The sequence below is a fragment of the Marseilla massiliensis genome, from assembly GCF_023336985.1.
GTDB classification, from domain to species: Bacteria; Bacteroidota; Bacteroidia; order Bacteroidales; family Bacteroidaceae; genus Prevotella; species Prevotella intestinigallinarum.
On sequence record NZ_JAMBLP010000030.1, the window covers coordinates 23,006 to 30,726 of the forward strand.

4 protein-coding genes are annotated in these 7,721 nt (G+C 48.1%); 2 read left to right on the forward strand and 2 right to left on the reverse strand.

Annotation, left to right across the window (positions count from 1 at the left end; genetic code table 11):
• Nucleotides 1-528 precede the first annotated feature (528 nt).
• Both M3089_RS14205 and M3089_RS14210 read right to left on the reverse strand, forming a co-directional pair.
• Entirely contained in the window at nucleotides 529-2,652 is a 2,124-nt protein-coding gene (locus M3089_RS14205; protein ID WP_249084790.1) for a choice-of-anchor J domain-containing protein, read from the reverse strand.
• Nucleotides 2,653-2,683: 31 nt separating this feature from the next.
• A complete protein-coding gene (locus tag M3089_RS14210) occupies nucleotides 2,684-4,438 on the reverse strand; it encodes a M6 family metalloprotease domain-containing protein (RefSeq protein WP_249084791.1) in 1,755 nt (584 codons plus the stop codon).
• A 506-nt stretch (nucleotides 4,439-4,944) separates the two neighbouring features.
• Here M3089_RS14210 and M3089_RS14215 point away from each other — a divergent pair.
• Together M3089_RS14215 and M3089_RS14220 are read left to right on the forward strand one after the other, a co-directional pair.
• Nucleotides 4,945-5,358 carry a tetratricopeptide repeat protein gene (locus M3089_RS14215; protein WP_249084793.1) on the forward strand — a complete coding sequence of 138 codons (414 nt, stop codon included), beginning with the start codon at nucleotides 4,945-4,947 and terminating at the stop codon, nucleotides 5,356-5,358.
• Nucleotides 5,359-5,370: 12 nt separating this feature from the next.
• Nucleotides 5,371-6,369, forward strand: a complete 999-nt coding sequence (locus M3089_RS14220; RefSeq protein ID WP_249084795.1) for a helix-turn-helix domain-containing protein — start codon at nucleotides 5,371-5,373, stop codon at nucleotides 6,367-6,369.
• Nucleotides 6,370-7,721 lie beyond the last annotated feature (1,352 nt).

Consider the following 7,721-nt stretch of genomic DNA (forward strand, 5'->3'; position numbering starts at 1 on the left):
CCTTCATGGCACAATGGCTGTTTTGTATCGTTGCATGAACGCTGTGTCATGGAGAACGGCGGTAAGCGTCAAGGCATGTGGTTACGATGTAAGAACATGCGGATTCTCTTATGGCGCAACATCATTCATGCCTCATGCAACATAATAAACTGTTGCTTCATATAATTCTCTCTTCTGCCGTATATTAGCGGCTAAGGGATAATGGCTTGTGCATTTGCTGCTTAGAGCGAGAGTTTCCAACGCATCGTTTCAGGCTAAATCTTTTCCAGACCATGTGGCGATAATGTGGCGTTGTCAGTGTCGCATTTGCCTCGCATCCATTTACCGGGGTATTCCCACTGGTGGGTTTTGAATGCCTCTTTGGTAGGATGAGTGAAAATTATGCCGGCAATGGTGTAGTTAAGGATGCTGTGTGGTGAAGGGTCGCGTGTATAGTGGCCTGCTGCAAGGCGCCATAATGGGCCTTGCAGCAGGCTGTGGTGGTAGGGCAATCACATGCCGCACAATGGCAGAGTTGCTATTCCTGCGTTACTTCACAACATATTTTTTGCCTCCCTTAATGTAAATTCCACTGGTGAGTCCCTTTAGCTGTCCGTCTGTACGGACTAATCGACCGTCTAAGCTGTAGACATCGCCCGAACCGTCTGCATCGTTACATTCCACATTTGTTATTTGACTTACGGTTGTCTCGTCTATGCTTATGTTGCCAATCTGCAGATAAGATACATTGTTTATGCCGGGATATGGGCTTACAAGGTGTATTCCTATGCAGCGAGTGCCATCTAGACCGGCTGGAAGATTTATGTCGTAGTTGGCGTAGAGCCATTTGTCGTTATCCTTGTCTGCCACGGCATTGAAGGTAACGTTGTCAAACTTCTCGTGCGTTGTGTATACATTGTTGGCTCCTGTCGTAAATTCTATTGTCTCATCTGATATGCAACGCAGTCTGATGCTCATCTTGTAAGATTTCGTCGCCTCGAATGTGAGAGGCGGGGTGATGAGCCATTCGTCGGCATTGTTGCTGTTGTTGTCTATGCCGGGGTTTATTATGTACTCCATGCATGGTTCTGTGTCGCCAAATTGGTACAGTCCCCACTCTGATGTATACAACCAACTGTAGTTGTCGTTGTTGCCGTCGAACGTCATCCACTGGTTTTCAAAGTATCTGACGTTAGAGAAATCTTGTACCATTGGTATGCTCATGGCCTTGCCCAACACATACGCTTCCATTGTGTTGACGGGTGTTTCGCCATGTTCGTTATATGCATATACCGTGTATGAATAGCGTCCCAGTCGGCTTATGTTTGCGTCGGTGAATGTCGTTTGTGCCAAGTTTTCTGCCACGGTCTTGTTGTCGGGCTTGCGGATAACCTTGTATCGTACGCTTACAGGAGAGAAATAGCCATTGTTGAACCCCTTTGTTGGCGCTTCCCATGACAGGGTTGCCGACTCGCATCCCTTGCCTACGGTGAATGTTATGTTTGAAACTTCTCCGGGTTTGTCGCTGCCAATAAATGCTTTGGCGCGTGCCTTGCCTCCGCTGCCATGGCTGTTTAAGGCATACATTGTATAAGAGTAATATCCGTCATTGTCGATATTGAGGTCTTCGAATGTTGTCGCGTCGGCTCCCACTGTGGCTATTTTTACGCCATTGCGCTCGATTGCGTAGCCGGTTACCGCATCATTGAGGATGCTTCCTGCAAATGTCGCGGTTGGAGGCGCCCAACTTAGGATGGCCGCCCTAGTGCCATTTGCGCCAGGGGTGACTGTGAAGTTGCCAGGAGCTGCCGGTGCTTCATCTCCACCGGGGGCGAAAGGAATGTACAATGCTTGGAAAGTGGAATTGAATCCCACCTCACCCAAGTTTGTTATGGTGCTGGCTTCTGGTTTCAGGTCGATGCAAAGCATGTGAACCTGTGCTCCCTTGTCGTAGTTGTAGGAGCACGCCACCCAGTAAAGAAGCCCCGTGGAATGGTCAAACTCCATGGTCTGGTTGCGATCCAGTCCACCGAACTCTGTTTCCAATATGCTTTTGACAGAGCCGTCGCTTTTGTTTATCTCATATATGGTTCCGTCGTTGCCGCCCACTCCGTACAACTTGCCGTCATGGCTGGCGGCCACAACTCCGATGGTTTTCTTGAGTGTTGTCACTTTGTTGAGTGTGCCGTCGGCCAGGCTCACTGTATACAGGGCCGACTCGCCTTGGTTGAAACCTACGGCGTACATGGTGCCTGTGCTGTAGTCGTAAGTCATGTCTTGGGGCTTGAACTTCTCGCTTATTGCGTCGAGTCCGCCGGTTCCGAGTTCGGTGTATCGCCCTGTGGTAAGGTCGTATGATATGAAACTGCCGTTTTTCGGGCCCATGTATGGGTCGAACTTGTATTCGTAGGCATAGAAAACATCGTCGACAGCTGCCCCGGCGTAGATGCTCTTGGCGTCGCTGTACTGGTAAACAACTGTCGACTGTGTCATGTCGTCCATGTAAAAGGTGCTGAAGCCATAGGTGTTTGCAGGCAGCATCCCGTTGTAATTGAAATAGCCGTACACCTTCTTGTGTGCCGTACTGGGTTGCGCTTTGCCTGTAGCCCAAGTTTGTGGGGCGGCACTTAGAAGCACTAACGCTGCTGACAATGTTAATAGAATCTTTTTCATAATGTTGTGTTTATAAGTTAATGATGTGCCATTATAATATGACCTTTTGCTTGGTTTGGCCGCAGGTGACAATAAATATACCCTTGCCGGGGCGGATGCTAACATGATTTCGTGATGTGGTGTACATTTGTCGGCCGTTTGCGTCGGCAACTGTTATTGTCTCACCGTAGGGGTTGTCAATGTATATTTCTTGGTTGCGGATGCGAATGTTTGCATGGCTGTCTCTGTATGTTGTGCTTATACTGTTGGTAATGGCCTTGTAATCGAATGTCACCACACCGTCTTTTTCAGTTATGTTTGTTATCGGCGACTCTGCCGGTGCGGTGGTTGTGTGCCAGGTTGCGGCTGGCATGGATGTGTCGGTAAACTCGGTGTTGTTTGTTGATCCGGGGAAAGGGTCGCCATGCTCCGACCCTTTTGATGCCTGTCCGTCGGCCGGCACGAGGGCAACGTGTTCATATGCCGACGACTTGGTGTTCACCCTGTTGCTTGCCCATAGTGCAGGCACGTAGTGGATTTGGGATATTATGAGCCCATGGCCGCCCAAGCCACTGTCCCAACCTGACTGCTGGCGGTTTTCGAGGGTGAAAAACTCACTGTTGTCAGCGCTGCAAACGATGAAGTAAGCCTCATTGCTTTCAGACAGCGGATTAAGGCGCAGGCCTGTGGCCGGGCCGTCTATCACTGTAGGTTCAAGCCATCCGGCTGTGTATTTGTCCATCGCCGTATATCCTGACGGCGTACGGCCGTTGTCATTGTAAAGCCCTACGTCCATCACGTCCCAGCTCATCATGCCTTTCATGCCAGAGTACATGGGGTCGTAAATGTCCGGCAGGCCAATGATATGGCTGAATTCATGGCAGAAGGTGCCAATGCCGTCGATGTCTGTCCCCTCTTTTCCGCGCAACTCCGAAGAGCATGCTGCCTGTGAGAGGTAGAGCCCGTCGTAAGTGTCCCAGCTTTCATAGGTCAGGTCAACAGCTTGTGGCCACACTGTCTCTTCGCCTGCCCCTTGGGCCTGGCTGTATCCGGCGTAGACCACAAAGACAAAGTCTATGTATCCGTCGCTGTTATAGTCGTATCTCGAAAAGTCGACACCGTGCTCTTTGTCGGCCAGTGTGCAGGCATCCATCATCATCATTGCCGCCTTCTCGTCGTATCCGTAATAAGCCATTTCGTGCGGCAGCTTGACAGGACCGACCACATCGAACGTTGGCTCGAACATTCCGCCAGACTGCGACACGAAGTAGTCGCGTATGCTGCCGTGTGCATAGGGGCCGGAATAGCCTTCGTCGTTCGCCATGCTCTCATATATGTCGTGTATCCCGTAGTGAGAGAATGTGTTGTCTTGAAACTCAGCCAGTATGATGACTCCGCGTATTTTGCCGGTTGTCGGGAATTTGTTTTCAACCTTTGTCGGCGCTGCCTTTCTCTTTATGTTGGCTTCATGTGCCTTGGCATCTATGCTTTTGCGGTATTGCTCTGACAGTATCACTCGCTGCCTTGCTTTGTCTATGTTGCCAACATGGGCATTTTCGTGTCTTGAGCGCATCACGGCGTCGTGGGCTATCATGCCCGTTGGAGTCAAGCCACCGTCGGGGGCCTCTTCTACATATCTTAGGGCCTTATGGCGGTCGGCCATCAGTATGTAGCCGTCTTCACTCGTGTAGTAGTGCATGTTTTCGTCACCGCGCAGGCAAACATGTATCTCCGTGCCGTCTGGTTGGCGGTATGACATCGGCGTGGGGCGGGCGGGTGATGCCCATGTGTTGGCGTTGCAAAACATTAAAAACGCAATTGTTGCTTGTCTGATACCAAAAGCCATAGTAATTATGTTTTTTTGTGAATATGAATAATTCTGTTTCACTGTCTCGCATGCACTGTTGCCTTGCAGTGTTCTGAGCGTTGTGGCAGTCTGTAGTTGGTCGGTTGGACGGCGTGACATGCGTTGCACTCATCTGTTGCGTTAGTTTTGAGATCGCCCAGCCATAGGGTGCAAGCACGTGGCAGTATTTTCCATTGGTCGCCCTTCTATGTTGCAAATATATATAACTCGTAAAACATTGCCCAATAAAAGGGCGGCCAACTTTTTAAGTTTCAAGAATTGTTATCAGAATATGCATGTTTCCTTTGATTTTTATGACAGTTTCGCTGTTTTTTAGTATTTTTGCCAATGGTAACTGTTTATTTTAGCATTTTGCTACAATTGTATCACAACGATGACATTATATGAAGAGACTCATACAAATGGCTGTAATGCTGCTTGCGGTTTCATGCAATATGCATGCGTCAATGAAAGAGAAGACCGAGGCCGAGGTGCTGAAAATGCGGGCAGACTCCTGTTATGAACAAGGCAATTTCCCTCTTGCCATGACTCTATATGTGAAAGGAATGGAGGTGGCTGATGGCGGCAATGATTATAATACCAAGCTGGCTTGCATCGGAAACATTGCTAACATATTTGAAAGCATTGGCGACTACGAGTCTAACTTGTTCTACCTGCTCAAGGGATACCGGATGTTGAAGGGCAAGGGCGACGTTGACATGACGAACAGGTATCTGGCGAACATAGTGTCGGCGTATTGCCGTCTGGGCGACACGAAGAAGGCCAGGCATTACTACGGCTTAGTGGGCAGGTCTGGCAGTGGCAAGAATCCAACTGAGCACACTTATTTTATGATGTACAATTTGGCAAGGATAATGTAGGCAGAGGGTAGGTTGGCTGATGCCGAGAAAGAGCATGCCAGGACGCTGGAATATGCCGAAAGCACAGGTCTCGACGACATATTCAGGTTGTATCAACTTGTTGAGATAGCACGCTTGCGGTTACAGATGGGCCGTTATGCCGAGGCTGCCGACATCGGGCGCAGGTGCAGTGCTATGTCTGGCGACATAAGAAGCGTCGAGATGATGGTTGTTTCTTGCGACATCATGCAAAAGGCTTTTGAGGCTTTGGGCAATCGTGATTCGTTCAATGAGTACAGGTATCGGTATCTTGAGCTGTCAGACTCTATATTTCATGCCAAGGGCATCAACAAGGCAAAGGTGAGGCTGCAGGAGTATGAGTCGAGGCTGAGCGACGAACGGATAGGCTCACTATCCTCGCAGGTTGGCTTGCAAGCTGTGGCAATTGTGCTGCTGTCTGCATTGTTCCTTGTATCTGTTGCTTTTGCGGTTTTATTAGTGAGTAAGAACATTAAATTGCGCAAAATGCAACGCTTGCTCATTTCAAGGAATAACGACCTGATAAAGCACGACGAAATCAGAAACCGATTGATGTCTGCTTGTGAAGAGGGCGGGGAGGCACAGGATAAATGTGACAGTGAAAAGGCAAACGACAACTGCTGTGGCATGACGCAGATGCAGATAGACATTCTGCTTGCCAGGATAACCAAGCTTACAAGCGACCCGAAGATAATTTTTGACCCCGATTTGAGTCTGAAAACAATTGCCGACATGACTGGGTCTAATACGAAATATGTATCGTTCGTGATAAACAAGACTTACAACCAGAATTTCCGTACGTTCATCAACGAGAAGCGTATCATGGAGGCTTGCAAGATGTTGTCAGACTCGGAGAAGTATGGCAACATGACGATGCAGGCCATATACGAGGAAGTTGGGTTTACAAACGCCGTGAGTTTCATAAGTGCATTCAAGAAAGTCAATGGCATAACGCCATCGATGTACAAGAAACTGGCTTCCGAAAAAGAATAGGATTGGTGGGCATCTGCAGTCATGCCGAAGGGGAGGGGCGCATTGCGAGAGTTTGCTTGCGGGTGTTTCAGGCATGACTGAGTTTTTCGGCCATGCCTTGGGTTCGTGTGCTTTTGGGGTTAGACGCCTGTTCTTCCCTGATGTTTTTCTCTGTGCCATGCCATGCCCAACCGGCTATTTGTTGTGGTGTGGCATGCCTGCTTTCGCTGTTTGTTTTTGGCAATGGCGTAAATCCTGCTTGCCAAACCGCGTTTTTTTAGTTTGCTTTTGAATGTGAGTGTGCGTAATTTGTAGCTTTACGGGGCGTGGATGTTGGCGTTCTTTCATGTACGCTGGCGTCAACAATTACCGTAAACGATGCTGTCGAAAGATAGCATGTAATGTTTCTGTTCTCACTGCTCCATGTCTTCTCCATCCTCATGCGCGCTATTTAGAAAGGTATGTCAAGGCTCTGGGCGTTAGTTTGGTTTTGGTCGCTTGTCTATTTTCCCTGCCTGTTCTTTGCTGTTTCTATCTTGTTGAGAGTCAGTGTGTTTCATGTCGGCTTATGAAACGGCCCATGTCGAGCTTCAAAACAGGCTGTTTTAACGCCTGATACAGGCCGTTTCGCAGTGCCGTTTTGTGCTTGACATTGTGTAAGGCTTTTGGGTGTGACGTTACACTGTTGGGACTTTGTCGCAGGAAAGGGTGTGTCATAACGACTTTTCGGGTGCCAATTGAAACGTTGTATGTCTTTTTCAGTGGTGTTGTGGCCTAAAAACAATGGGTATTGCCGCTCTATTTTGACAGCATTTCCATTTTTATAAGTAAGTAGGTGTTCAAAATTAATTGCCATCAAATTGTGCGCTATTTCGGAGATGCATGCCAAAGTCCGAAGAGAGAGCGTAGCGGGCTACGCGACCGATGAGACTTTTGTATGCGGCCCGAAAGGGCACACAAGATGGTGGCAAAGATATAGAGGACACCTTCAAGGTCTATTGTATCGGTTAATTTTGAACAGATACTTATATTTACTGTTGCAAAGCTGTCTGTCGGAGCTTCCACACAGTTAATCTTGGCGTCGTCATTGGACTTTTCACCGTGGGGAAAGCGAGTTTCCTGCACTTGCTCGCTGCCTACGCGTTGTCATTCGATAACTGTGCTGAGTTAAATCAAGATGTATGATGATAATTTCTTTGGCAGCAATGCTATCTGTGGGTTCTATAATTAATTTTGCATGATATTTTTGATTGCAAGTCATCTTGGTGCTTTTAAAATGTAGCTGTAATATATAATAATGTGCTTTACGTCTGTTTTTAAATTATTGCTTATGTTTGTGTGAATAAAGGTTAATCGCACGAGTTTTTGTGCAG